Below are 23350 nucleotides of genomic sequence, written 5' to 3'. Positions count from 1 at the left end.
GGCAACCGGGAATCGGCTTTCCGACCGCCTGCGTCCCGCTCGCTAGATTTTGAGCTCGATCAGGTATTCGTCGTTGATGACGGCCCGGGCGAGCCTGGCTGCCGTTTCCGACCAGGTGAGATAGGGCATGGCATCGGAACGCGGATGCTCGCCTTTGCGGTAGAGCTGCAGCCAGTTCTCCACAGCGACCGCCAACTCCTTGCCGTCGGAGGCGGTGAAGAAACTCGCGTGATCGCCTGCGACCTCCCGGAACACGGGCAGATCGCGCGCCAGAATCGGCAGCTTGTAGTGGGCCGATTCAATCAGCGGCAGTCCGAAGCCTTCGCCCCGCGAGGCGGCAAGCAGGCAGACGCTGGTGTCGTAGATCCGCTCCAGATATTCGTCGCTGACGCCGCTCAGCCAGAACAGCCGTTTCCCACGCTCCGGGTGTCGTTCCATCCGCTTGACCAGATCGTCGACCAGCCAGCCTTTCTTGCCGACAATGGCGAGATTGACGTCAATCCCGCGTGCCCACAGAGCTTCGAAGGCATCGAGGGTCTGGGCGTGACCTTTTCGCGGTTCGATGGTGCCGACCATCAGGAACGTGGGGCGCTCCGCCAGGGCGCCGAGCACGGCATTGGCGTCGGCGGGAAGCCCGGTCCAGGCCTGAAGCCCGGAGAAATCCGCGCCGTGGTGGAACCAGCCGATATGGAATGGGTGCCGGTCGACGAGGCCGGCGTCGCGGATCCAATCGGCCAGCTCGTTCGCGACCGCGCGCGAAACGCAGAATGCGCCGTCGGATTCAGCGACAGCGGCAAGCCAATCCTCGTGGAGGGCTTTCATCGACTGCGGGAAGATACCCTCCAGCAGGATCGGCAGCAGATCGTGCACGACATAGTGCACGCGCACCCCATGGCTGCGCAGCAGTTGGAAATAGTCTCGATGGCTGAGCGCGACGTGGTGCTGCAGATCCAGGAAGCAGAAGATGTCACCTGGGCTGAAATCGACCTCCGAATCGGGGACGTCGACGATGCCGTAACCGAGGAAATTGAGGGTAAAGCGCGTGGCGTACCGGTAGTTCTGGTCCGGAGTGGCGTAGACGGGCTGCACTTGGAAGCCCGCAGGGGGATGCTCCAGCCACTCCCTCAGAACGCTACGCGTGACCCGTTGCACGCCGGTGCGGGCGTCGCGCTGGAGCAGTTCGGAGACGTCGACCAAGAGCTGGCGTGGCGCGTTGCGTGGCGGCAGGCTGAGAGCGACCGATTGGGCCGCCTTGAACCAGTCGTCCTTCACAGCTTCCAGATGTTTCGGATCGTGAACGGGAGGAGGTCCGAGCGCGGCGATCTTGGCCACGGCGTCGCGGCGAAGACGATGGTGTTGCCTGGTACCATAGGCACGATCCAGCGCGTCGGCGAGCGCTGGCGGCAGGCTGCGATCGTCGGACGGGGCATCCAGCGTCGGAGATGGTTCCAAGCGGCTGGAAGGCTGTGCAGTGCCAGCGAGCGCCGCGGAAATCGAGCCGGCGGGTGCGTGGTCCGAAAGAAGGACAACGGCAAGTCCCGCGTCCGCGAGATCCAAGACCAGACCGGATTCGCCGGCTTCGACCGCGCCGCCGCTGGCGACGGCGCAATCGGCTGCTGCGCAAACGGCTGCGAAACTTTGCGCATGGGCCGGCGAAAGCACAGTGACTCGATCGGCGGCGAGGCCACCGGCGTTCGCAATCGTGCGGGCGAGGCGGCTACGGTCCGCGGACGATCCCGATGCCAGCACGAGATAGTGCGGCGCAAGCCCTTCCGCCTGCGCGTCGTCTTCGAGCCGGATGAGTCCGTCGATGGCGGCTTGGCTGGAGAGCGGATCGCAGCAGACCGCAATCGCCCGCTCATCGTCGCTCAGGCCGAGCTGCTCACGCGCTGTCTCCCGAGGCATCGACGGCCCCAGCGCAGGCTGGTGGCGGAACGCAATGACCGGCCAGCCTTCTGCCCCGGCAAGCCCGGCTTCGGCGGCAGCTGCTTTCAGGGCCTCGCTGCCGGCAAACACCGCGACGGCTTCGGCCAGCGCGTCCTGCACCAGGGGGCCGCCGGGCTGAACCGTGGCCGGATCTGAACCAGTGCTGGCAAAATCCACATAGCCGCGGCAATAGCGGATCAGCTCAACACGCTCTTCCAAAGCGGGCGTCCGCTCCAAGCGATCGGACGGGTCCAGGTCGGTCAGAAGCACCGCTCCTGGGATTTTCCGGGCAAGATCGGCGACCGTGGCGGAGCCTAGACCACCACCGAGACAATAGAGGATCTGGTCGTAGTCGTCGGCGCGGGCGCGGAACGTTCGGAGATCGCAGCGCGAGATGTCGTCTTGGAGCGTGTTCGGGTCGATCTCGCCGCTCGCGTCCACAAGGTCGATCAGGTAGCGCCTGGAAAGCGCAGGCAGGAATGCCCGCAGGCGATGGCCGGCGCCGCTGCGCAGGCTGGCGTCGGGCAAGACAACTGCGAGCCGCTGCGGGCGGACGACGGGCAGGGTGGTTGGCCGGGGACCGCCGAGGCGTTCCATCGCGGCAATCGCCGTCGTCGCCGAGTGGTCCCATGAGAAGCGGGCCGCCTGTTTGAGCGCATGCTGGCGCAGTGTGTCGAGGCGGCTGCTATCTTGCAGCAGGTCGCCGATCTTGGCTGCGATCGAGGCGCTCGACATCGGGTCGAACAGGGCGTCGGGGTGTCCGAGCACTTCCGGCACAGCGGATCGGTTGCCGCCGATTGTCGGCGTGCCACACGCCATCGCCTCGAGGGCGGGCAGGCCGAAGCCTTCATGCTGGGAAGGGAACACGCACAGCTTGGCCATGGCATAAAGCGCGACCAGATCGTTATCGGGCAGGTAACCGGTGAACACGATCTCGCCGGCGCGCAGGCCAAGCTTGCGGCAGCGTTTGGAAAAGCGCCGTTCGGTCGTCGGCATGATCCGGCTGCCGAGCACGAGCTGATGCGCGGACCGCACCGCGTTCGGCAGCTTGGACCAGGCTTCGATCAGACCGCCGACATTTTTGTGCTGATCGAAGCCGCCGGGCGCGGAGAATACGAAGGATCGGGTGATCCCATAGGCTTGGCCGATGCGTTGGCGCTCCGCCGGAGAAATTTCGCGCGGATGAAAGCGTGTATCGACGGCACCGGAGACATTGACGATCCGTGCCTCCCGGTAACCGAGATGGTCCACCGCCTCTTGGGCGCTGGAGGCGGAGTTGGACAACAGGAAGTCGGCGCGGCGAAGCTGAGCGAGCTTGCGATAGTACCATTCCGATCGCAGCGGATCGGTGAGGTAGCTCTCCTTGTAAATCAGCGGAATCAGATCGTGCAGGAGGACGGCCGTCGAAAACGCGGACGTTTGCGGGACGGTGGTCACCACATCGTCGGCGAAGCCCTCGAACAGGCTGAGAACCAGAACCACGTCCGGCGCGAGATCGGTAAGGAAGGTCTCGAACACCTGCTCGGCCGCTTCGCGCCGCCACCGATTGTTCGGATCGCGGCTATGGACGTGCGCGATACCGCGCCAGACGCGGATGTCGGAGGGCGGCAGAATGCCGTCGAACTCGGCCTTGATGGCATCGATCGAGGCGGGAAAAATCGAGTTGAGGGCGATCGTAACCCTGTGGTCGCCGCGGTTCTTCGCGATGGCGACGGCGAGCGACAGCGCGTAGCGTCCAATGCCGCGATACCGGCTTTCGCATTGTGCGCCCTGGAGATCGATGACGATATGCATCAATCGGTTCCTTCGGCGGCCAGGCGGCGCATGTCTTGGACGAGCGACGAAATCCGGGCATTTCGGATCACACGATCGCCGCCGTCGGCGGAGCCCGTGTTCGGCCCGTACTTTTCGAGGCGTCGCTCCATCTTTCGCCGGAATTTGGAAGGCAAGATGCCGCGGACCGACAAGATGGCTTTCGTGGAAAGATATTTCCGTTTGCGCTTGTCGAGACTTTTGAGGCGGTCGCGGATATCTTTGAACGGGATCAAGCGTGCCATCGGGTGAATTATCTAGGTTGGTTCCAGCGTTACTTGGCGCTCTTGAAGGGAAAATCGCCGAGGATGCGAAACCTGCGCCCGGTCGGGAATCGGAGCGGATCTAGGTGGAGCATATTTGAGGCCGAGTCCACCGGCAAAGCTGTCGGTGCTTCGCCGTCACGAGCTTCGAAGGATGGACCCGGACGCGATCTGGCTTGACGGCGGGCGTTCCAGGTTCTAGTCGGGCGCCGGCGCCTATCCGACAAAAGGTGCGCCCTGCGACGAAAATGGCCGCGCTCTGCCGCCGAGCGCCGGCGCCGCACAGCGTGGATCGGGCAACAGTCCCCAGCGGGCTGCCCAACAGAGCGACAGGTCGGCTGGCCGCTCTCTACTTGTACAGGTTGAAGGTTCAGACATGGCATCCGACAGCACGCGTTCCAGTCGCGTCCCCAAGTGGCTTTCGCGGGCTCTCAAGCTGCCCACGACGGGCGACTCGAGCATGTTTCTGGACATCTTCCGCCAGTATTTTCGCTTTTTCTGGAAGAAATACGTCATCATTTTCGTTCTGATCGGCATGGTGTCCGGCACGACGGCCGGCATCGCCTGGATGGTGAAGGACGTGGTGCAGGCGGTGTTCGTGAAGCAGAGCACGCCGCTGATCCTGCCGCTGTTTTTTGCGATCGTGATCATCTTCCTGGCGCGCGGCGCGGCGCTCTACGGACAGAACGTGCTCTCCAATCAGATCTCGAACGCCATGGTGGCGGACATTCAGAACCGGATGTTCGACCACATCATGCGCCAGAAAGTTTCCTTCTTCTCGCGCTATGGCACCGACGATCTGATCATGCGCTTCAACCAGGGCGCCGACGGCTTCAACTCGATCCTGAACCGGGTGCTGGTGAACGGCCTTCGCGACGTCGCCACGCTGATCGCTCTGCTTGGCGTGATGCTGTTTCAGGATCCGTACCTGACGATCAGCTCCTTCATCGTCGCGCCGATCGTGTTCTATGGCGTAAGCCATCTGCTCAAGCAAATCCGCACGCTCGTCGGGCAGGAGCTGGCGGGCTACCAGTTCCTCAACCGGCAGATCCGCGAGACGGTTCAGGGCATCACCGTCATCAAGGCGTTCCGGCTCGAAAAGCCGCTCCAGGAGGAGACGGCCGATATCATCGAGGGGCTCCGCTTCCGCAAAGACAAGATCGCCGCGCTCAATGCCGCGCCTTTGCCGCTGCTCGATACGGTGGGCGGTATCGCCGTCGGTGTTGCGATCCTCTATGCCGGTTATCGCCTGTCGATCGGCGCCTACGACCCCGGCACCTTCATGTCGTTCCTGACGGCGCTTCTGCTCGCGGCCGATCCGGCGCGGCGGCTGAGCCAGCTTCGGGTGCAGATCCGTACGGCCCTGATGGCTGTCGAGATGGTCTACAACCTCCTGAACGACCACGAGTTCGAAAATACCGGCAGCCAGAAGATGCTGCCGCCTCCGTCGCCCGAAACGGAGGAGCAGGTGGAAGGCCTTCCCGCACCGGCCCCGGCGATCTCGTTCGACGACGTCCGATTCCGCTACGGCGACGGTGGCTTGGTGCTCGATGGCCTCAATCTGGATATCAAGCGCGGTGAGATGCTGGCGCTGGTCGGTCCCTCGGGTGCCGGCAAGTCCACACTCTTCAAGCTGTTGTTGAAGTTCTACCCGCCGGAGTCGGGCACGGTTCGCGTGTTCGGTCAGGACATCAACGAGATCAATACCGGCGAACTGCGCGACGCGATCGCCTTCGTCGGTCAGTCGAACTTCATTTTCTCCGGCACGGTGCGCGACAACCTCGCACTCAAAACGCCGGGCATTCCCCAGGAGCGGATCGAGGAAGCCTGCCGTCTGGTCGGCCTTCACGACTTCATCTCCGGTCTGCAGGATGGCTATGACACCGATGTCGGCGAGCTCGGCACGCTGATCTCAGGCGGCCAGGCTCAGCGCCTCAACATGGCCCGCGCGATCATTCGCGACGCGCCGATTTTGCTGCTGGACGAGGTGACTTCGGCGCTCGACGCCGACAACGAGCAGCTCATCAAGGACTATGTCCGGTCGCAGGCGAGCAAGAAAACGATCATCGTGATCGCGCATCGGCTCTCCACCGTGAAGGAGGCCGATCGGATCGCGCTGGTCGACGGCGGCCACGTCACCGATCTTGGCCGACACGAGGAGCTCGTCGCCCGCAACGACTACTACAAGCGCATCGTGACGCTGCAGTTCGAGATGGGCGAGGCGGCCGAATAGGGCGTCTCCGCGAGGGAGGGAGCGGGCTTTCCCTTCATTGCCGCGAACTCTGTTGGAGGCGTGAGCCGGCAGAAGCCGTCTCGCGCCTCTTTTCGTTTGCGAGCGAAAATGGCTCTAACCGTGAAAAGCAGAGCGGCTGTCGGGAGGTCAAGCCAGGGCGACGTCGGCGAGCTCGTCAGCCACTTGCCGCCAGCTTCGCAGCCGGTCGTGGCCTGTGGCGATTGCGGCACGCCGCTCGGCAAGGCGGCCGGGATCGCTCACCATCGCCTCGATCAAGTCGGCGAGCGTTTCGGCATCTTTGGGGTCGAAATAGAGCGCCAGATCGCCGCCAACCTCGGGGATCGAGGTGGCGTTGGAGGCGAGCACCGGCGTGCCGAGCCAGAGGGCTTCGCCGACCGGCAGCCCGAAGCCTTCGTAGAGGCTGGGAAACAGCAGCGCCTCGGCGTTTCGGTAGAGCATTTCGAGCGCACCGTGGCGCGGCTGATCGACCAGGCGGACGAACGGCGCGACCGTGGCCGCCCCGCCCAGATTTGCGACGAGGCGATCGGGGTCCGAGCCGACCCGGCCGGCAAAGAGGAGGGCGGGCAGCCGGTCAGCGAGGCCGCGCTCGATCAAGCGCGCGTAGGCTTCCAATACCAGCTTGGCGTTCTTGCGGCCGGCGGGCGTGCCCACCAGCAGAAAGTAGGGGGCCTCGGCTTGGGCTTCGGGGATGGCGGTGGAGCTCGCGGTCCGGAACTCGTGGGCGAGCAGGACGGCTTGCTCCGGGCGTGCGCTCGGGTCGAGCCGGCCGGCTTCGATCTGAGCAAGCGCGTCCTGGCGGGTGTGCTCTGAGTTTGCCACGAAGCGGATGCCGGCCTGTCCGAGGGCGCGATAGGCCTCCTGAAAAGCGCGGGTGAAGCCGGTCGCCTCGCCCGCCAGGCCGACCAGCGGAATGACATCGTGGAGCACGGCGGTGACCGTCACGCTCGGATGTAGCGCCTTGGCCCTAAGCCCCACCCGGCGGGCGGTCTCGAAATTGGCGGCGGTCAGGAGGGCTCCGCCGCTAAGATCCATCGGATCGCCCACCGCCGAACCAAAGTTCGGCGAGAGTCCGTGGATCGTCTCCAAGATGGCTTGTTCGACGCTGTAGAGCGTTCGCTTCAGTCCGGTATATTTGCCGAGCGTGCGCAGCTTCGGCAGCTCGCCCAGGCGTTCCTTGGCGGTTTCGGTGGCGTAGAGATGGGCGAGCTCGAACGCCCAGGGAGCAACCGTGCGGAAGCGACCGTTCAACGGGTTCAGGACGACGACGGTCGCCCGTCCGGCCGTGACAAGCTCAAAGGCGAGCTCCAGGCTGGTCCGCTGAACCCCGGTCAGCTCTTCCGATTTGCGGTTGAGCAGGCAGACTTCGGTAACGTCGACAAAGAGCGGCTTCATTGCCGTCCGAAATCGTCCTGGATGCGGACGATGTCGTCCTCTTCCAGGTACGCGCCGGTCTGGACCTCGATGATCTCCACCGGGATCTTGCCTGGGTTGGCCAGCCGGTGGACCTCGCCCATCGGGATGAAGACGCTTTCGTTTTCGCGCAGGATCGAGGTCGCCTCGCCGACGGTAACCTCCGCCGTGCCGCGCACGACCACCCAGTGCTCGGCGCGGTGGAAGTGCTTTTGCAACGAGAGCTTCGCGCCCGGCTTCACGGCAATGCGCTTCACCCGAAAGCGGTCGCCGATGTCCATGGTCTGGTACCAGCCCCAGGGGCGGTAGACGCGGGCATGCTCGGAAGCTTCCCTGCGCCCCTGCGCGGTCAGGGTGCCGACCACCTGCTTGACCTTCTGAGCCTGCTCCAGGTCGGCCACCAACACCGCGTCCGGCGTGTCGATGATGGCGAGATTTTCCACGCCGACGGCGCACACCAAGCGGCCGGACGCGCGAACGATCGAGTTCTTCGCATCCATGACGAACACGTCGCCCTCGGTGGTCACGCCGTGCTCGCCCTGGTCGGTGGCCTCCCAGAATGCTTTCCAGTCGCCGACATCGGACCAGTCGAAGGAGACCGGCACCACATAGGCGGTCTTGGTCCGCTCCATGACGGCATAGTCGAAGGAGATGGCACGGGCGCGCGCGAAGTCCTTGCCCAGGATGGTGAAGCCGAGGTCGGCCTCGGCGCCTTCCACGGCATCCACCACCGCCTCGAAGGTCTCCGGCTCCAGGCGCTTGACTTCGTCCAGGAGATAGCTGGCGGCGAAGCAGAACATGCCGGCATTCCAGAGACAGCCTTCGTCGATCAGCGTGGCGGCGGCCTCTTCGGTCGGCTTCTCCAGGAAGCGGTCGATCTTCAGGGCCCCTTCCGGACCGGCCCCGTCCGGGGCGATATAGCCATAGGCGGAGGCGGGGTAGGTCGGCTTGATGCCGAGCGTCACGATTCCGCCGCTTGCGGCGGCGTTCGCGGCAGTCTGCGCAGCCTCGGCGAAGGCGGCGCGATCGGGGATCAGATGATCGGACGGCATCACCAGCAACACCGCGTCGGGATTTTGCCGATGGGCGATTACGGCAGAAGCCGTGATGGCGGCGAGGGTGTCCCGGCGTTCCGGCTCCAGGACAATGGCGGCTTCGCTCCTGATATCCTGAAGTTGTTCGCGGATGATGAAGCGGCCTTCGGCCGAGGCAAGCACCAGCGGCGCTTCGAACAGTGGCTGTCCCTGGACCCGGCGGACGGTGTGCTGAAACAGCGATTCCTCGCCGAACAACGGCGCAAGCTGCTTCGGCAGATCGGCGCGGGAAAGCGGCCAAAGCCGCGTGCCGGAACCGCCGCACAGGATGACTGGAACCACCATTCCTCAAAACCTCTTCAGGGCCCAAATTAGCGCCCCTTAGTCTTGCCTTACCAGGGCGATGTCAATGGCCGTGGGGCCGGCCCAATCGCCGCCCTGTGCTTGCTGCTCACGTGTAATGGCATTCGCACCATCGGTCGATTTGCTCTGACGCTCACGAGTTCGTCGGCGTTTAAATTTCGCTGGAAGGCCGAGTGCTGCGCGTGTAGCCAACGCCGAAGAGGCGGCCTGTGCGAATTGCCTGGGTCTTCGGCCTCTGATATCGCAAACGCGGCTTACGGCAATCGGTGAGCGCTTGAGCTGCGTTCCGGCGAAAAATCATTGTCGGGCAGGCCCGACCGGGCGATTGACGCTGTCCTTTCGGGGACAGGCTTGGGGTACGCAGAGCGGGATCATCTGGGATGACGAAACGCTTCCTGGTTACCGGCGGGGCCGGCTTTATCGGATCGGCTGTGGTGCGGCGCCTGGTTCAGGCGACGGGGCATCAGGTGTTGGTGCTGGACAAGCTCACCTATGCAGGCAACCTGGAGTCGCTTACGCCCGTCGCCGACAATCCGCGCTTTTCCTTCGTTCAGGCCGATATCGCGGATGCGCCTCGGGTGCGGTCGATCCTGGCGGAGTTTCAGCCCGACATCGTCATGAATTTGGCGGCGGAGAGCCATGTCGATCGCTCGATCGACGGGCCGGGCGAGTTCGTTCAGACCAATGTGGTCGGCACGTTCGTGATGCTCGACGAGGCGTTGAAATATTGGCGGAGCTTACCCTCGGCCCGTCAGGAGACGTTCCGCTTCCATCACATTTCCACCGACGAGGTGTTCGGCTCGTTGGGCGCGGACGGGCATTTCACCGAAGCAACGCCCTATGCGCCGCGCTCGCCCTATTCGGCCTCCAAGGCGGCGTCGGACCATTTCGTCCGCGCCTGGGCGGAGACCTATGGCCTGCCATCCATCGTGACGAACTGCTCCAACAACTATGGCCCCTATCATTTCCCCGAAAAGCTCATTCCTCTGATCATCCTGAATGCGCTGGAAGGGAAGCCGCTTCCTGTCTACGGCAAGGGCGAGAACGTCCGGGACTGGCTGTTCGTCGACGATCATGCTGCGGCGTTGATCCTGGCGGCCGAGCAAGGCGTCATTGGAGAAAGCTACAATATCGGCGGCAACAGCGAGCGCACGAATATCGATGTCGTGCGGCGCATCTGCGCGATTTTGGACGAGATCGTTCCCGACCCGGCGATCGGTGCACGCGATCGGCTGATCGAGTTCGTTGCCGATCGTCCCGGCCATGATCTGCGCTATGCGATCGATGCCTCGAAGATCAAGGCGGAGCTGGGATGGGAGCCTGCCGAGACGTTCGACAGCGGTCTTGAAAAGACGGTGCGCTGGTATTTGGACAATCGCGATTGGTGGCAGCGAGTCCGCAGCGGCGTGTACCGCGGCGAACGCCTGGGACTTGCGAGCTAAAGCGTTTCCGGGCGAGGTGGCACCGTCCCGCAGTCCGGAAATACGACCTCGCGACGAATTCCGACCGGGTGGTTCTGCCCGCACATCCCAAACGAAAGCCGTTGCAGCCCGGCGGTTTTGAGGAAGGAACGGACACTTGGAGATTACCGAGCTCGCGATTTCCGATGTGAAGGTGCTCCGCCCAAAACGCCACGGCGATGAACGAGGGTTCTTTTCCGAGACGTTCAATGCCCGGCTGATCGAACAAGCCGGCCTTCCGACCGGCTGGGTGCAAGACAATCATTCCCTGTCGCGCCAGGTCGGCACGGTCCGCGGCCTGCACTACCAGACCCCTCCGTTCGCACAGGACAAACTCGTGCGTGTGGTGCGCGGTCGGATCTTCGATGTGGCCGTAGATCTGCGTCGTTCCTCCGATACCTATGGCCAGTATGTCGCCGAGGAGATCTCGGCCGAAAACTGGTGCCAGTTCTTCGTGCCGAAAGGGTTTGCGCACGGGTTCTGCACGCTCGAGCCCGACACCGAGGTGCTGTACAAGGTGACGGACTTCTACGCGCCCGATCACGACTTCGGGATTGCCTGGGACGATCCGACGATCGGGATCGATTGGCCGGGCGTTTGCGATCCGGACACGCTGTCCGGGCGCGATCGGACGCATCCCCACCTCGCCGATCTCGGGACCATCTTCGAATAGGGATCTAGTAATGCGCGTTGTCGTGACAGGGCGAGCGGGACAGCTTGCGCGGTCGATGGCCGAACGCGGGCCCGTGCGGGGAATCGAGATTGTGCCGGTTGGTCGGCCGGAGATCGATCTTTCGACCGACGTATCGATGGTCGACCAGTTTCGCGTCCTTCGCCCCGATGCGATTGTGAATGCGGCGGCGTACACGGCGGTCGACAAGGCGGAGAGCGAAGACGCCGCGGCCCATGCCGTTAACGCCACCGGGGCGGGGCGGGTTGCGGAGGCTGCCGGTCAAATCGGTGTTCCCGTCATCCAGATCTCCACCGACTATGTCTTCGACGGAACGGGGAAGGTCCCCTACACGGAATCAGATGCGCCGGCACCCATGAGCGCCTACGGCCGGAGCAAGCTCGCCGGCGAGCATTTGGTCGCGCGTGTTCCCAATCATGCGATTTTGCGCACGGCCTGGGTCTATAGCCCGTTCGGTTCGAATTTTGTGCGCACCATGCTGCGGCTCGCGGCCGATCGCGATGTGGTGCGTGTGGTCGCCGATCAGGTCGGTTCGCCAAGCTCGGCGCTCGATCTCGCGGACGGTGTGCTGAGGGTCTGCGAAAATCTGTGCGCAAACCCGGACGATCGCAGTCTGCGCGGAGTCTTCCATCTGGCGGCGCTGGGCGAAGCGTCCTGGGCGGACGTCGCCGAGGCGACCTTCGATATTTCCGATCGGCTTGGCGGCCCGTCGGCGCGTGTTGAACGCATTACAACGGACGCCTATCCAACGCCGGCGCGCCGCCCGGCCAATTCCCGTCTTGATACAGGCAAGATCGCGCGCGTTCACCATGTCCAGCTCCAACCCTGGCGCGAGGCGCTGGCCGATTGTCTGGAGCGGCTTCTCGCAGAGAAAGGAAAGTCGTCGTGAAGGGGATCATTCTGGCTGGCGGGAGCGGCACGCGACTTTATCCGATGACCTATGTCACATCGAAGCAGCTGCTTCCCGTCTACGACAAGCCGATGATCTACTATCCGCTCTCCACCCTTATGCTGGCGGGGATCCGGGATATTCTGATCATCTCCACGCCGCGCGATCTGCCTCGGTTCCGTGATCTTTTGGGCACCGGTGCGCAATGGGGCGTGTCCCTGTCCTATGCAGAGCAGGCAAGCCCCGATGGGCTCGCTTGTGCCCTGACGATCGGCGAAGCGTTCCTGGATGGGGAAGGCTGCTGCCTGATCCTCGGCGACAACATCTTCTATGGACATGGCCTGTCGGAGCTTCTGCAGAATGCGGCCGCGCGGACCAGCGGTGCGACCGTGTTCGCCTACTACGTGCGCGATCCGGAGCGTTACGGCGTCGTGGAACTCGACGAAAACAATGTGGCGCTTTCGCTGGAGGAAAAGCCGGCCAAACCGCGCTCGAATTGGGCGATGACGGGGCTCTATTTCTACGATGCCCAGGCCGTCGAAATCGCCTCCAAGCTCGAACCCTCGGCCCGCGGCGAATACGAGATCACCGACGTCAACAGGGCCTATCTGGAGATGGGGTCGCTCAACGTGGAAACGTTGGGGCGCGGCTTTGCTTGGCTCGATACGGGCACTCCGGAATCGTTGATGGAGGCGGCGGAGTTCGTGCGCGCGCTTGAACACCGCCAGGCTCTGAAGATCGCCTGCCTGGAAGAAATCTCGTATCACGCCGGCTGGATCAGCCGGGACGAGCTGATTGAGCAGGCCGAGAAGGTCGGAAAGGGAGATTACGGCAAGTACCTTCGTGGGATCGCCAAGGTCGTTTGATGGATAGCGTCCGATTTCCTCTTCACGCCGTGCGGACCTCGTCGATGGATCACCCCTCCAGCGAACGCGATACCGAGGCCGATCACCTGGATCGGGAGCTCGAGCTTGAGGCGCGGGCCAATCTCGCGACGGCGCTTTGGACCAATCTCCGAAGCGATGTGGCGGTGAAAGACCGGGAAATTCTCCATCTGCAAAGGCGCTGTGAGGCTCTCGAAGGCGAATTGGCGGCCGAACGCGCCCGTCTTCAGGCCGAGTATGCGCGCTTGTGGAACTCGCGATCCCGGCTTTTGAAGCGGGGCTTTCGCCTCATGTTCGGCCTCGAGCGTCGCGAAGGGTGAGTATGGTTCGCGAGTCCGCAACGACGACGTCTTCGGACGGAACGATCACCGTTTCGGTCGTCATCGCCAATTGGAACAAGGCGGCGCTGACTGTCGCTTGCGTCGATCGGCTGTTGGAGCATGTCGGCGCCATCGGCTGCGAAGTCATCGTCGTCGACAATGGCAGCGAGGCAGGTGAGCGCGACGAGCTGCGCGCAGCCCTTGCCACGCGCCCGGTTCGGCTGATTGAGCTTCCGACCAACCTCTATTTCGGCGAAGCCAACAATATCGGGGCGGAGGTGGCGCGTGGGCGCTATCTCCTGCTTTTGAACAACGACACACTGGTCGAGCCGGGGTTCCTGGAGCCTATGGTCGTCGCACTGGACACGGCGCCGAGGGCGAAGGCCGTGGGCGCGCGCCTGCTCTACGAGGACGGAACGCTCCAGGAGGCCGGCGCCTACCTGACGCCGGAAAGCTGGAGCATTCAGCATGGCAAGCGCGAGCAGGCCAACGGACTGATCACCGGTCCGGGCCTCTACATCGTCGACTATTGCTCGGCTGCGTGTCTGTTGATCGAGCGGGGTGCTTTTTTGAAGGCCGCCGGTTTCGATCCACTCTATGATCCGGCCTATTTCGAGGATGCCGATCTCTGTCTGAGGCTGAGATCGGCAGGCCACTTTACCTATTACTGTGGTGACAGCGCCATCGTTCATCTGGAAAGCCGGAGCTCTAACGAGCAATGGGATGCGGCGGCACTGACCCAAACGGTGCAAGCCAACCAGAAAAAATTCGCCGCACGCTGGGGCGACTATCTGGCCCGGCGGCTTCTGGAGCCGAGCACGATGCCGGTCTTCCGAGATGTCGATTGGCAACCGGAACCGCCAGCGGAAGCGCTGTCATCCGCCCATCGCCTGGAAGGAGACGGGCAGATCGGGAAAACCGAGGCCTGGACGCGCCTGATCACAGAGGCCACCGAACGTGCAGACAACCGTCCTGTTGTCTTTGTCGCGGATGAACCGGCCAGCCGCTGCCGGGTCTATGCGATCGCCCGCGATCTCGGCGTAGAGTTGCCACCATTTGGGCTTCTGTCTCGAAAAGACTATTCGTGAGCTCGTTGAGATGGGCAGGCTCTAAAGCCGTTCCGCTTTGCCCGAAAGCGCTCTAAACGACAGCATTTGATCGCGATTTGGAGCCCCATTGAATGCCCACACCATCGGCCGAGCATGCGTCGCAGACTGTCGGGTCTGCCTTCGGGGGACTGCGCCGGATCTTTCGATTTCTGGTGACGGGCGGCACCGGCTTTGTCGTGGATGCCGGCGTCTTGAGCCTGGTCATGTGGCTGACATCCGTCGGCCCGATCTGGGCGCGGTGTGTGTCGTTTCCGGTCGCGCTGCTGGTCACCTGGCTGATGAACCGGTCGTGGTCGTTCGGAGACCGCCAGCGCCCCCGCTTCGGCGCGGAGTTGGCTGGCTATGTCGGCATTCAGGTGATTGGTTTTCTGGTGAACTCGGGAATCTATGTTGTGCTCATCGCGGGTTGGATCGGCCTTACCTTGCCGCCGCTCGCGGCACTGTTCCTGGGCTCGGGCACCTCGGCCTTCGTGACGTTCGTGCTGATGAACGCACGGCTCTACGGCCAGAGCCGATAAAGCGCTTCCAGGAAAAGTGGAGACCGGTTTTCCGTTCGGAAGCGCGTCTGGAGAAACGCGATGCTTCCAGGAAAAGTGGAGACCGGTTTTCCGTTCGGAAGCGCGTCTGGAGAAACGCGATGCTTCCAGGAAAAGTGGAGACCGGTTTTCCGTTCGGAAGCGCGTCTGGAGAAACGCGATGCTTCCAGGAAAAGTGGAGACCGGTTTTCCGTTCGGAAGCGCGTCTGGAGAAACGCGATGCTTCCAGGAAAAGTGGAGACCGGTTTTCCGTCCGGAAGTGCGTCTGGAGAAACGCGATGCTTCCAGGAAAAGTGGAGACCGGTTTTCCGTTCGGAAGCGCGTCAAAGCGAAGGGCAGGCGGGAACGGCCTACCGCTTTTCTGGGATCAGCCGATCTAGCCTGGCGTTCCAGATGCGGCGCGACTTCAGGAACGAGGCGATGGTCGCGCGGCGGCGATCGCCGCCAATGATGCCGAGAATCAATCCGGTTACCACCGACTGTAGGCCGACGAGGCCGAAGGTCGCCGCCCCGATCGTGCTTGCCACATACGGCACCGTTCCGAGCTGTAGGAAGGTGGAGATCACGAAAGCGCCCCAGGCGAGCGAGATCAGTAGGCAGAGGGCGCCAATCAGGCCGAAGATCACGAACGGATAGAACACGATCGCATTCAGGACGGCGAACGCCACGATGCGTGCGCCGTCGCGGAAGGTGTCGAGCTTCGATTCGGAATCTTCCTTGCGGGCGCGGTAGTGGATCGGCACCTCGCGCACGTCCGCTTTCACATAGGCCGCGATCACGTTGAGTTCGGTTTCGAGCTGGAAGCCGTGGCTCTGGACGTCCAACAGGTCCACGAACGGACCGGACATGATGCGCATGCCCGACAGCACGTCGCTGTAGCGCTTATTGGACAGGAATGAGATGAGCTGGGTCAGCACCCGATTGCCGAAGCCATGCAGGCTTCGGGTGTTCTGCCGGTCGTAGGCGCCTTCGCTGACGCGGTCGCCAACCACCATATCGACCCGCTCGGCAAGCAGCATGTCGCACAGCCGGCGGGCGTCATCGGCCGGGTAGGTGTGGTCGGCATCGACCATGATGTAGACGTCGGCCTCAAGGCGCGAGAGGCCTTTCTTCACAGCGCGCCCCTTGCCCTGGGCGGTCTCCTGCAAAAGCAGATGGTGGGTTCCGCGAAACCGCTCGGCCGCGATCTCCGAGGTGCGATCCTTGGAGTTGTTGTCGACGACGACGAGAGTCGCATCGGGAAAATGCGCCGCATAGTCGTCGATCGTGTCCGCGATCGCGTGCTCTTCGTTGTAGGCGGGAATGACAATGCAGATCTTGGCCATGAGGAGCTTATGTGCGCTTCAGAATGGTCGAGACGGTCAACCTGACCTTCCCGGAGAGGAATCGTGGAACGATCGCGAACCTGCAATCGGCTTTAGTGATCATTGTGAGCCGGTGCAAGTAACCGGGCGGATCAGCTGCGTTAGCAGGGGCGAGGTCGGCTCGTAGAAGACCAAGCGCTCCTTGATCGCTTGAGCCAGGTCCAGGTCGTCCGATGCCAACCGGACGATTTCGAAAGCGTCGGCGCACTGTAGATGGAAAACCGGCGAAGCGGGGACGCTGTAGGATCCGAACGGTGCGGCCTCCGGACCGAAACCGGCATCAATCCTTGCATAGGTCGGAGGCGCATAGGCGACTTTCCAGTACGGCCCGTATTCGACGAGGAGGACGCGCGCCGGTCGGTCTAGCGTGGCCGTTGCGCCGTTGTCCGTCGGGGTGACGTGCGCGTTGACCGGTCTGACCGCCGTCATTGTGCCGAATGCGATGACGGCGAGTAAGGGAACGGCGGCGACGAGGTTGGCGTGGCGGACCAGCGCCGAAGCGGCGGCGAGCACGACGAAGATGAGGGCCACGATCCCCAGCAGGTCGGCGAGCCCGGGGCTTATGCCTTCCACGGGCAGGAACAAGCCGGGATTGAAGCCGCCGAAAATGTCATAGAGACGCTGGTAGATGACGTCCGCCTGGCGTCCCTCCATCACGAAATTCGGATCGGCGAAAAAGACGGCGGCGCAGGCGATCGACGGTAGGGCGAGTGCGACGGTGAGCACCCGCTGAACCAGCGACGTCGCGTTTGCCAGCCACCAGGCAAAGCCCACGGCCAACATCGGAACGGACGTGACGAAGAAGCGTCCAGGCCAGCCCTCGCCGGGATTGATGCCGATCGAGGTGAAAAAGGCGACCAGGATGAGTACCGCACATTCGAGCGCCAGACGGTTTTTCCTTATGGCGCCCGCAAGCAGCCCCGCGTAGCCGAGCAGCCAGATGGGCGCATAGGGCAGGAAGCCCTTGATGCTCAGCGTCTGCATGGCGAGCACGCTCAAGGTGTCCCAAGGCGCGGGCGGGCGGGCAGTGTTCACCGATCCTGTGATCGTACCATAAATCAGGAAGTTAAGGCTGATCAGCAGGAGAAGTGCCGTGCCGGCCAGAACGACCGGGAGGACCAGTCGTTTCCAGTTGAAGTTCGTGGCTTGAAAGATGCGCAGCAGGAAGAGGCAAAAGACGGTCGCACCGACAACGGAGGCACGGAGATGTATAAAGGGGATGATCAGAATGATCACCGAGGAAATCGCATCGGAGCGGACGCTCTTGCCAGCGGACGTCAACCGCAGAAGACCGGCTGATAGCGCCGCGAAAATGAACACCTCGCTGTAGAATGTATGAAAATAAGCGTTCAGCGGATAGTAAAGCACGGCGGATAGCATCGCCAATAGTGCTGGAAGCGGGCCATAGGCGCGGCGCAGGAGGCGATGCAGCAGGACGAGGCCCAATACGCCGATCAGGAGAGCGGCCGCTCGCAAGCCGAACAATGAGAATACGGAAAGCGGCGCCAAGAGGAACGACACATAGACCGGATGACCGAGAACGGTCGGAGGATTGGTGCCGAGATAGGGCAGCGTTTCCATACGAAAGCCGAGGAGGTCCGGCGAAATCGCCTGCCAGTCGGTGAGAGGCATGGAAAAGGTACCAAATCGCCATAAAGACGTGGCGTAGAGTAAATAGCGCGGCTCGTCGCCGCTTACAGCTTGTCGGGGGATGAGAAAGTATATAAGAATTATTAGGGAGAGCGAAACATAGAATAGGCGATCGTAAATCTTACTTTCGGGCTCCAATATTTTCGCATCTTTCATCCGCGGATGTGCCCGACTTTCTTCTCTACGTGCTGTCATTTTCAGCAGTGCCGAGGTGGGGATCTTTTGAATTCCACATTTGGGTCGGGACGCGCGGCAGACGGACCGCACATGTTAAATTCGAACTCTTAAAAGCGATTGAGGACCTATCGCAGGGGAACCGAACGCTCAAGCTCTTTGATCCAGACTTGGGCCGAGGCATCGCTGGGCGCGCGCCAGTCGCCGCGCGGCGACAGCGAGCCGCCGGAGCCGACCTTCGGTCCGTTCGGCACCGCCGACCGTTTGAACTGGCTGGTCTGGAAAAAGCGCTTCAGGAACACGCCGAGCCATTTGCGGATGTCGGCAAGCTCATAGGCGTTGCGCTTGGTGTCGGGAAAATTCGGCGGCCAGGCGCCGGCCGCGACATCGCGCCAGGCATGGAGCGAGAGGAAGGCGACCTTGCTCGGCGCGAAACCGTGGCGGGTTGTGTAGTAGAGGTTGAAGTCCTGCAGCTCGTAAGGGCCGACGAAGTCCTCGGTGCGCTGGGCCGGTGCATCGCCATCGGCCTCGCCCGGTACGAGCTCCGGCGAAATTTCCGTATCGAGCACCCGCAAGGCGACTTCGCTGGCCGCCTCGTCGAAGCGATGGGTCTGCGCGACCCAGCGGATCAGGTGCTGGATCAGCGTTTTCGGCACCGAGGCGTTGACGTTGTAGTGGGACATGTGATCGCCGACGCCATAGGTGCACCAGCCGAGCGCGAGCTCGCTCAGGTCGCCGGTGCCAAGCACGATGGCGTCGTGGAAATTGGCGAGCCGGAAAAGCGTCGCCGTACGCGCGCCGGCCTGAACGTTCTCGAACGTGATGTCGTAGACCGGTTCGCCGCGGGCAAACGGGTGGCCGATGTCTTCCAGCGTCTGCCGGCAAACCGGCGACATGTCGATCTCGTGGGCGGTGACGCCGAGCGCGCGCATCAGGTCCCAGGCGTTCGAGCGGGTCGAGGCGCTGGTGGCGAAGGCGGGCAGGGTATAGGCGAGGATGTTCTCGCGCGGTAGCCGCAACTCGTCGAAGGCTTGGCAGGCGACCAGCAGTGCTTGGGTGGAATCGAGGCCGCCGGAAACCCCGATCACAATGCGCTGGATGTGCGCCGCCTCCAGACGCTGGGCAAGCCCGCTGACCTGAATGTTGTAGGCCTCGAAGCAAAGCTCGTCGAGCCGGGCCGTGTCCGCAGGCACGTAAGGAAAGCGCGGGACGGTGCGGTTGAGCGGAAGAACCGCATCGTCGGGGGGCGCGAAGTCGAACGAAATGCGCCGCATGTCGCGGGAGTGCGCGGTGGCGCAGTCGCCGAAGGTGCCGTGGCGCAGCCGCTCCTGCTGCAACAGTCCGACATCGACGTCGGCGATCGTGAGCTGGGGCGTCCGGGCGAAGCGCTCGGCCTCGGCAAGCAGCGTGCCGTTCTCGTAGATCATCGCGTGACCGTCCCAGGCGAGATCGGTCGTGGATTCGCCGATCCCTGCGGCGGAATAGAGATAGGCGGCAAAGCAGCGCCCGGAATGGACCCGGCAGAGCGCATGGCGATAGTCCGATTTGCCGATCGTGACATTGCTGGCCGACAGGTTGGCCAGGATCGTCGCGCCGGCAAAGGCGGCCGCCGTGCTCGGCGGAACCGGCACCCAGACATCCTCGCAGATCTCCGCATGGACGGCGAAGCCAGGCAGCTTCGGTGCCTCGAAGATTAGGTCGGAGCCGAAGGGGATGTCATCGCCGAGCAGGCGCACGCAGTCGGCCGAAGCGCCGCTTGCAGGCGTGAAGTGCCGACCCTCATAGAACTCTCGGTAGTTCGGCAGGTAGCTCTTGGGAACGATGCCGAGAATGCGGCCGCCCTGGATTGCGAGCGCGGCATTGTAGAGCCGGTCGTTCAGCATCAACGGGGCGCCGACGAGGAGCAAAGGGCGAAGTGACGCCGAGGCGTCCACGATGCGCGCAATCGCGGTTCGAACCGCACCCAGGAGCGCGTCCTGCTGCAGGAGGTCGTCGATCGCGTAGCCGGAGATGCAGAGCTCGGGAAACAGAACGAGCGCGACTCGTTCGGCGTCGGCCTCCTTGGCCATTTCGATGATGCGCGCGGCGTTTTCTTCCGGGTTGGCGAGCGCCACGCGCGGCGTTGCGGCGGCGACGCGAACGAAGCCGTGCCGATAGAGATTGTGGAAGCTCAGCTCGTGCATCCCGCTTGGCCTCATGCTGCTCCGGTATCCGTCGTAGCGCGGCTGGCCTGCCGGCGCAAAGGGTTATTCTCAAAGTGAGCATTAGTGGAGTGGGGACGGAGCACGGTCGTTTTTGCTGTCGCCTTGGCGATGCGCCGAGCGGAGGGGTGGAGAAGACTACCAGCCGCCACCGCCGCCGCCGCCGCCACCACCGCCGGAGAAACCGCCCCCGAACGAACCGGACGAGCCGCCGCTTGCGGCTTTGATGGAGGCGAGGCCCTGGTTGACCGTCTGGGAGATGCCGGAGCCGATGCCGTCTGATACCGAGTTGAGCGCGGCCGGCGTCCACATTCCGCCGTGGTGGCCGTGATACCAGACAGGCGCGACCATCGCGCCGGCGGCGACCAGATGGGCGAATTGGTTGGTCCAGGCGGTCTCCACCCCGAGCGCGACCGCGTAGGGCAACAGCTCTTCGAAGTGCTCGAACGTGCGGTCCGGCGGATTGGCGAACTTTAGCCGGTCGGCCTCGGCGACGGTGAGATAGAGCCGCGTACCTTCGATTTCGCGGATGGCCTCAAGGCCTGCGCTGGTCGGCCGTGCCATCGGCTTGAAGAAGATCGGAGGAATGCCGGCTGCAGCGATCAACGCCAGGCCGGAGACCAGGCCCGCTTCCCCGATGAGTAGGACCGAAGTGCCGAGTGCGAATGCCGCGGCCACCACGGTGAAGAGCGTGAACACGAGTGCTGTAGGCAGGCTGGTCCAGTTGCGGCGAAACACCAGCCACCAACTCTTCAGCGCCAAGGTTCCCGCCACAAAAAAGGCGACGATGGCCGCGAAAGCGGCGATGCGATAGCCCGCGCCGGAAAGCGGAGCCGCGCTGAAGAGATCGCCCAGGATCCAGGTCACGGCGGCGATGGCGAAGCCAGCCAACCACCAGCCGAAATTCTTCTCGATGTGTTTGCGCAGGAAGCGGCCCGACAGAAATGTCTTCAGGCTCGTGTTGGCCTTCGCCAGAATGACGGAATCGGCCTTGGAGAGCCGGACCTGATCGCCTTCGTCATAGAAGAGTTTGGCGAGCACCTTCGCTTCGCCCGGGCTGGGTTCGCGTTTCGGCGGTCCGACCCGGGTGAGCGTCAGCGTCTTGTTGTCGGCTTCGTCGATTTGCACATGGCCTTTCACGGCCAGATCTAGGATCGCGGCCACCAGGCATTTGGTGTCGTAGGCCATGCGATCGAGATAGCGCATGGCGTGCGGCGGCAATTCGGGCCGATAGACCGGGATGATCGGGCCGAGGGACGGATCGCGCCCGACCCGGCGCCAGACGATGACGAAATAGACCAGCGTGAGAACCGCGCCGAGCACGGTCAGTCCCGCCTCGAGCGGATTGCCGAGCACGCGGGTCAGCAGCGACGGCTCGGGGATCACGCCTTTCTGAAACGCCACGTCGACCGTTAGGCCTTCGTGCGGTTGCAGCGGGCTGGGGGCGACGAAAGTGGCCCAATTCAGACCCCTCGTGATCGTGGCGTCGTGGCCGCTTTGGCCGAAACGGCCGGTGTAGACCGAAGCATCGAGAACCTGCGCGCCGGCGGGCAGCACGATCGACGCTTGCGCACGTTCGATGGGAAATGCCCATTCGGTGCCGGTGACGTTCCAGTAGATCTCGTCATAATCGGAGAAGAAGCCGACCTGCCTGCTCATGGTGTAGGCGATGCGGTAGGTGTAGACGCCCGGCTGCAGGATGACGTCCGCCTGTCCGATCCGGATCTCGGCCTGTCCGTTCTCGATCGTGAGCCGGTAGGGCGCGTCGTGCCCTCCGCGTGAGACGGAATTGAGATGGAAATCGGCGCGGACGCGGCCAAGTCCCATCACTCGGGTCAGCGGGATTACACGGTAGATGCCGCGGCGGATCTGGTTGCCACGAGCCACGACCTGGATCGTTTCGACGACGTCGATCGCGCCGGTCTTCTGGACCGTGATCTCGCTCTGGAAGAAGCGGATGCGTTCCGAGCCGCTGATGGAGCCGGCGGCCGGAGGCGTCGGCAGCGTCGGTTCGGACGCCTGGCTGACGGTGACCGATTGGTCGGCGCCGCTGCGCCCTTGTGCGGCCGGTGTGGTCTCGCCCTGGCCGAACACATTCCAGAGGCCGGAAAACAGCGCGTCCCCGTTCGGAACGGCCGCTGCCAGAATGACAACGATCGCGATGATCGGGAACACGAAGCGGCGAAACGGCACCAGGGGCCTCGCAGGGTCTCGTTTGCGGTTTCAAGGTCGGCCCGACAAGGGCCCGGCTTCAGGATTTTCCGAAGTCGACCTTCACCGGCTCGGCGATCTTCGGGTCCTCGAACTCCAGGAACTCGCGTTCGGAGAAGCCGAGCGAGCGGGAGAAGAGGTTCGCCGGGAACGACTGGATCATCACGTTGAAGGCTTTGACCGAGCCGTTATAGAAGCGGCGCGAGCGCGCGATCTGGTTCTCCGTGGCCGCAAGTTCGTCCTGGAGCTGGCGGAAGTTCTGGTCGGCCTTCAGGTTCGGATAGGCCTCTGCCAGCGCAAACAGCCGGCTGAGCGCACCCGACAGCATGTTTTCGCTTTGGGCCTGGCTGTTGGGCGAGCCGGTGTTGGTGGCGGCCCGGTTGCGTGCCTCGATTACCGCTTCCAGGGTCTCGCGCTCGTGGCTCGCATAACCCTTCACCGTCTCCACCAGGTTGGGGATCAGGTCGTAGCGGCGCTTCATCTGCACCTGGATATCGGACCAGGCCTCGTCGACTTGCGCCCGGGCGGCGACCAGTCGGTTGTAGAGCAGGATGGCGAAGATCGCGATCAGGACGATCACGCCGAGCACGATCCAGATGGTCATCGCTGCCGATCCTCCAAGCCGAGACGTTGGCTTCCGCTTTTAGGCGATTGGGCCCGAGCCCGATAGTCCTCCCGGCGCAAAACCGCCTCTAGAGCGTGTCATTTTGTGACGGAAGCGTATCCTGCGTTTTGGAAGTAGTTGGCGCATTCGTCGGATGGGATGGTCTGGACGAGATGCCCGACGTGACGCCATGTG

Annotated in this window: 16 protein-coding genes; 8 read left to right on the top strand and 8 right to left on the bottom strand. The window is 63.3% G+C overall.

Features of this window, described 5'->3' with window-relative positions:
• Positions 1-42: 42 nt before the first annotated feature.
• On the bottom strand, positions 43-3720 hold the full coding sequence (locus tag HNS03_RS22580) for a glycosyltransferase (protein ID WP_367198318.1): 3678 nt from the start codon (positions 3718-3720) through the stop codon (positions 43-45).
• 741 nt (positions 3721-4461) lie between these two features.
• Between HNS03_RS22580 and HNS03_RS22575 the strand changes: the two genes are divergently transcribed.
• Positions 4462-6234 (top strand): ABC transporter ATP-binding protein, encoded by a 1773-nt coding sequence (locus HNS03_RS22575; RefSeq protein WP_367198317.1) that lies wholly within the window; start codon positions 4462-4464, stop codon positions 6232-6234.
• Positions 6235-6381: 147 nt separating this feature from the next.
• Here HNS03_RS22575 and HNS03_RS22570 read toward each other — a convergent pair whose 3' ends face one another.
• Positions 6382-7647: a glycosyltransferase family 4 protein gene (locus HNS03_RS22570; RefSeq protein WP_367198316.1), complete on the bottom strand. Its 1266-nt coding sequence runs from the start codon at positions 7645-7647 to the stop codon at positions 6382-6384.
• On the bottom strand, positions 7644-9044 hold the full coding sequence (locus HNS03_RS22565) for a mannose-1-phosphate guanylyltransferase/mannose-6-phosphate isomerase (RefSeq protein WP_367198315.1): 1401 nt from the start codon (positions 9042-9044) through the stop codon (positions 7644-7646). The genes HNS03_RS22570 and HNS03_RS22565 overlap by 4 nt, the downstream gene beginning before the upstream one ends.
• Before the next feature lie 398 nt (positions 9045-9442).
• On the opposite strand from HNS03_RS22565, the gene rfbB reads away from it, so the two are divergent.
• From rfbB to HNS03_RS22530, 7 genes are all read left to right on the top strand, one after another.
• Positions 9443-10504 carry a dTDP-glucose 4,6-dehydratase gene (gene rfbB / locus HNS03_RS22560; RefSeq protein ID WP_367198314.1) on the top strand — a complete coding sequence of 354 codons (1062 nt, stop codon included), beginning with the start codon at positions 9443-9445 and terminating at the stop codon, positions 10502-10504.
• A gap of 136 nt (positions 10505-10640) precedes the next feature.
• The gene (rfbC, locus tag HNS03_RS22555; protein ID WP_367198313.1) at positions 10641-11195 is read left to right on the top strand and encodes a dTDP-4-dehydrorhamnose 3,5-epimerase; all 555 of its coding nucleotides are present in this window, start codon (positions 10641-10643) and stop codon (positions 11193-11195) included.
• Between the two features lie 10 nt (positions 11196-11205).
• Complete coding sequence (gene rfbD / locus HNS03_RS22550) at positions 11206-12102, top strand: dTDP-4-dehydrorhamnose reductase (protein WP_367198312.1); 897 nt, start codon at positions 11206-11208, stop codon at positions 12100-12102.
• Complete coding sequence (gene rfbA, locus HNS03_RS22545) at positions 12099-12968, top strand: glucose-1-phosphate thymidylyltransferase RfbA (protein WP_367198311.1); 870 nt, start codon at positions 12099-12101, stop codon at positions 12966-12968. The genes rfbD and rfbA overlap by 4 nt, the downstream gene beginning before the upstream one ends.
• A gap of 44 nt (positions 12969-13012) precedes the next feature.
• Positions 13013-13306 (top strand): hypothetical protein, encoded by a 294-nt coding sequence (locus HNS03_RS22540; protein WP_367198310.1) that lies wholly within the window; start codon positions 13013-13015, stop codon positions 13304-13306.
• A 2-nt stretch (positions 13307-13308) separates the two neighbouring features.
• Positions 13309-14394: a glycosyltransferase family 2 protein gene (locus HNS03_RS22535; protein WP_367198309.1), complete on the top strand. Its 1086-nt coding sequence runs from the start codon at positions 13309-13311 to the stop codon at positions 14392-14394.
• Positions 14395-14486: 92 nt separating this feature from the next.
• Positions 14487-14933 (top strand): GtrA family protein, encoded by a 447-nt coding sequence (locus HNS03_RS22530; protein ID WP_367198308.1) that lies wholly within the window; start codon positions 14487-14489, stop codon positions 14931-14933.
• 368 nt (positions 14934-15301) lie between these two features.
• On the opposite strand, the gene HNS03_RS22525 is transcribed toward HNS03_RS22530, so the two are convergent.
• The 5 genes from HNS03_RS22525 to HNS03_RS22505 all read right to left on the bottom strand — a co-directional run bounded on the left by HNS03_RS22525 (position 15302) and on the right by HNS03_RS22505 (position 23149).
• Positions 15302-16276, bottom strand: a complete 975-nt coding sequence (locus HNS03_RS22525) for a glycosyltransferase family 2 protein (protein WP_367198307.1) — start codon at positions 16274-16276, stop codon at positions 15302-15304.
• Positions 16277-16375: 99 nt separating this feature from the next.
• Positions 16376-18232 carry a hypothetical protein gene (locus tag HNS03_RS22520; protein WP_367198306.1) on the bottom strand — a complete coding sequence of 619 codons (1857 nt, stop codon included), beginning with the start codon at positions 18230-18232 and terminating at the stop codon, positions 16376-16378.
• Positions 18233-18267: 35 nt separating this feature from the next.
• The gene (locus HNS03_RS22515; RefSeq protein ID WP_367198305.1) at positions 18268-20337 is read right to left on the bottom strand and encodes an NAD(+) synthase; all 2070 of its coding nucleotides are present in this window, start codon (positions 20335-20337) and stop codon (positions 18268-18270) included.
• A gap of 141 nt (positions 20338-20478) precedes the next feature.
• Complete coding sequence (locus HNS03_RS22510; RefSeq protein WP_367198304.1) at positions 20479-22533, bottom strand: DUF2207 domain-containing protein; 2055 nt, start codon at positions 22531-22533, stop codon at positions 20479-20481.
• A gap of 58 nt (positions 22534-22591) precedes the next feature.
• Positions 22592-23149: a LemA family protein gene (locus HNS03_RS22505; protein WP_367198342.1), complete on the bottom strand. Its 558-nt coding sequence runs from the start codon at positions 23147-23149 to the stop codon at positions 22592-22594.
• Positions 23150-23350 lie beyond the last annotated feature (201 nt).

Source organism: Amorphus sp. 3PC139-8 (assembly GCF_040750475.1).
GTDB lineage: Bacteria > Pseudomonadota > Alphaproteobacteria > Rhizobiales > Amorphaceae > Amorphus.
Note: the sequence above shows the minus strand (reverse complement) of the source record. Positions and strands in the feature narration are given on the sequence as shown.

What these genes read in the sequence shown, in the direction of transcription:
- HNS03_RS22535 (WP_367198309.1), top strand. Translation starts at nt 13,309, where the DNA reads ATGGTTCGCGAGTCCGCAACGACGACGTCTTCGGACGGAACGATCACC.
- rfbB (WP_367198314.1), top strand. Translation starts at nt 9,443, where the DNA reads ATGACGAAACGCTTCCTGGTTACCGGCGGGGCCGGCTTTATCGGATCG.
- HNS03_RS22515 (WP_367198305.1), bottom strand. Translation starts at nt 20,337, where the DNA reads ATGAGGCCAAGCGGGATGCACGAGCTGAGCTTCCACAATCTCTATCGG.
- HNS03_RS22525 (WP_367198307.1), bottom strand. Translation starts at nt 16,276, where the DNA reads ATGGCCAAGATCTGCATTGTCATTCCCGCCTACAACGAAGAGCACGCG.
- HNS03_RS22530 (WP_367198308.1), top strand. Translation starts at nt 14,487, where the DNA reads ATGCCCACACCATCGGCCGAGCATGCGTCGCAGACTGTCGGGTCTGCC.
- HNS03_RS22565 (WP_367198315.1), bottom strand. Translation starts at nt 9,044, where the DNA reads ATGGTGGTTCCAGTCATCCTGTGCGGCGGTTCCGGCACGCGGCTTTGG.
- rfbD (WP_367198312.1), top strand. Translation starts at nt 11,206, where the DNA reads ATGCGCGTTGTCGTGACAGGGCGAGCGGGACAGCTTGCGCGGTCGATG.
- HNS03_RS22575 (WP_367198317.1), top strand. Translation starts at nt 4,462, where the DNA reads ATGTTTCTGGACATCTTCCGCCAGTATTTTCGCTTTTTCTGGAAGAAA.
- HNS03_RS22540 (WP_367198310.1), top strand. Translation starts at nt 13,013, where the DNA reads ATGGATCACCCCTCCAGCGAACGCGATACCGAGGCCGATCACCTGGAT.
- HNS03_RS22570 (WP_367198316.1), bottom strand. Translation starts at nt 7,647, where the DNA reads ATGAAGCCGCTCTTTGTCGACGTTACCGAAGTCTGCCTGCTCAACCGC.
- HNS03_RS22580 (WP_367198318.1), bottom strand. Translation starts at nt 3,720, where the DNA reads ATGCATATCGTCATCGATCTCCAGGGCGCACAATGCGAAAGCCGGTAT.